General features: G+C 67.0%; 3 protein-coding genes. All 3 read right to left on the bottom strand.

From position 1 onward, the window contains the following. On the bottom strand, nucleotides 1–470 hold a 470-nt coding region (locus E8A74_RS51525; RefSeq protein WP_170230030.1), incomplete at its 3' end, for an ATP-binding protein. After that, nucleotides 463–1,926 carry an IS21 family transposase gene (gene istA / locus E8A74_RS51520; protein ID WP_136936565.1) on the bottom strand — a complete coding sequence of 488 codons (1,464 nt, stop codon included), beginning with the start codon at nucleotides 1,924–1,926 and terminating at the stop codon, nucleotides 463–465. The genes E8A74_RS51525 and istA, both read right to left, overlap by 8 nt. Further along, nucleotides 1,923–2,300, bottom strand: a complete 378-nt coding sequence (locus tag E8A74_RS51515) for a hypothetical protein (RefSeq protein ID WP_136936564.1) — start codon at nucleotides 2,298–2,300, stop codon at nucleotides 1,923–1,925. The genes istA and E8A74_RS51515 overlap by 4 nt, the downstream gene beginning before the upstream one ends. Between the last annotated feature and the right edge of the window lie 475 nt (nucleotides 2,301–2,775).

Raw genomic sequence — 2,775 nt, 5'->3', positions numbered from 1 at the left:
GTGTACCGGCGCAGCCTTCGCTCCGTCGCGGGTATCGATTCCTGGCGCATGAGGTCGGCCAGCGCTGCGGGGAGCGTGCGGAAGAGGACCGAGTAGCCACGCTCCAGGGCGCGCAGCCCGAGGTTTTTCGCGAGCGTCGTCTTTCCCACGCCGGCAGGGCCGCGGAAGAGGACGTTCTCGCCGCGCCCGAGGAAATCGAGCCCGAGAAGATGCTCGTAGAGATCGCGATCGATTGCACGCGGATGGTTCCAGTCGAAGCGGTCGAGGGGCGCTGGGGTACCGATCGCAGCATCTTTGCTTCGACGCACGAGGTTTGCCGCGTCGCGCTCGCGCAGTTCGAGCGAGACGAGCTCTTCGAGGAATTGTACGGGCGAGAGCTTGCTCTTCTGGGCGTGGACGAGCAGGGCATCGATGGGCTCGCGGCCCGAGCGCAGCCCGATGCGCTTCAATTGCTCGTGCAGGTCAGCCATCGTAACCTCCGAGGTCGTGGGGGATCACGTCGCGCTCGCGGACGTGGTCGGCGAAATGGGGGACGAGCGGAGCGGCGTTCGTTTGATGGCGCTCTTGCTCGCAGAGAATGGCGAGCGCGCCGGGATCGTGCGTACCGCGCTCGATCATCTGGGCCACGGCTCTTTGGAGCACGGCGGGGCCGTATGCGTCGAGCAGGCCGAGCGTGCGCGTGACCATGGCGCCGAGGCTGCGCTCGTGCTCGACCCAGCGTTCGTAAAGCACATCGATGGCTGGGATCTCGACGCGGAGCCTGTCGCGGCCCTTCAGATCCCGAGCGGCCTTCTTCTGCTCGACGAGCTCCGCGCGGTGCTCCGGCGCTTCTCGCCATTGATTGCGCCCCCAGCAGCGCTCGTGACGCGCGACCTCGCGATCCCCGTCGAGCAGGCGCACGTGCGTATCACTCGCGACGAGGGTGAGGGACTGGCTCGCGAAGGCCGGCGGCACCGAGTAGCGATTGGTATCGAGTCGGACGAAGGCCGTCTTGTCCACCGCGACGGGGGTCACGAGGTCGGTGTCGGGGAGAGGGTTTGGCAAGGACAAAAGGCGTGGCTTTTCCTCCTCGAAGACCTGAGCCACGGAGCGCTCTGGCGTGCGGGGGTGAGGTCTTGCGTCCGCGATCTCGGCGATGAAGGTGCGAAGCTGGGCATTGCCATGCTCGATGGAGTGGAAGCTCCGGGCCGCGAAGAAGCGCTCCTTGAAGAAGCGGATCGCGCGCTCGACACCGCCCTTCTCGTGTGGCTTGCCAGGTGTGCAGAGGCGTGGTTGCACGTGCAGCGACGCGGCGACGTCGAGCAAGATGGGATGAAAGCGCGCGACATCGCCGTGCCGCTCGATCACGACGGTCTTGGCGTTGTCGAAGAGCCATTGCCGCGGCAGGCCTCCGAAGTGCTCTGCCGCGCGCACGAGCGAGCGCCGGAGCGAATGGACGTCGAGGCTCGGGACGAGCTCAGCGAAGCTCGCGCGTGAGTACGCGAGCACCATGACGAAGGCCCACAGCGGGCGCTTGCCACCGGGCACGACGAGCTCGCCGACATGGGCCCAATCGACCTGGGCCTGCTCACCGGGGAGCGTCTCGATGCGGAGGAATGCCTCCGCCTTGGGCTTGGGACGCGCCTTCTTGACGTAGCGGCGCAGGGTGCCGACGCTGCCGGCATAGCCGCGACCCCGGATCATGTCGAGGATGCGCGTGGCGCGGAGCTTCGGATATCGCTCGAGCGTCTCGTCGATGAAAGGAATGTAGGGGTCGAGCGTCCGCGGACCCATTCGTACGGTCCCCTGCTTCATTCCCACGGAGCCAGTCACCCGCTTGACGACGTCGAGGTGGACCCCGAGCTGCACGACGATGGTCCCGCGCTTCCAGTGCTCCGCGAAAAACAACCTCCGGATCTCGGCGTCCATCTCTTGGCTGACGGTCATCGGAGCACCTCGCCGAGCCCGATTTTTCGCAGGTCGCGGAAGTCGCCGAATTGGGAGAGCCGCGGATCACGGTGGGCCCCTCGTCGGCGCCGGTACGCGATTCCGACCTCGTAATGAAGCGCGCGCCGTCCGAAGCCGAGTGTTTCGTACAGATCCAACGCGCATGAATCGACCGAATCGTCCGCACACAGCACAACGGAGAGCGGCTGCTCGTGCCAGAGCGCGAGCCCCTCCAGGAGCGTCGCCGCCGCCCGCGGATGAGCTGAGCGCAGCGGGCCGAGCACGGCCTTGAGCATATCCTTCCCCTCGCTCGTCACGAGCATCCGCACCCGCTCCCGCTCGGGCGCGAGGGTCACCAGAATTTGTCCTGTCATCGTCGTGGTTTTTCTCCGACGCACACGGCGCCTCCACCGCGGAGGCGGGCGGGACGTCGGCCGCGACCACGTTTGCTCCGTGGGCAAACTTTTCGACACGGTGATCCATCACGCGCCGCGCTTTTTGCCGGGCGCGGTAGGCCCGTTGCCGGTCCCGATGATCGAGCCGCCCCTCGGGGCTCTCGCGGTGCCGCTGGTTTGCCCTGCGAAGACTTGCCCTGCGCGCGGTCGCGCGGCAGACGGGACCGCAGTACAGTCGGCCGCGATCACACGGTCGGCAGAGCCGGAAGGTGCGTCGACAAAAACCGCATCGGACATCGGAGAGTTCGACCACGCGCCCATCGAGCAGGCGCCGTTTTCTTGGCCCTGTCGCCCGAGATGCGTGACGGTCCCCCCGTCACGCGCCCGCGCGACACGGAAGGCCGGGAGGTAGCGCTCCCGGCCTTCGTCTTTTTTCTACAAGGCGCCCGCAAGC

Source organism: Polyangium fumosum (assembly GCF_005144585.1).
Taxonomy (GTDB): domain Bacteria; phylum Myxococcota_A; class Polyangia; order Polyangiales; family Polyangiaceae; genus Polyangium; species Polyangium fumosum.
Note: the sequence above shows the minus strand (reverse complement) of the source record. Positions and strands in the feature narration are given on the sequence as shown.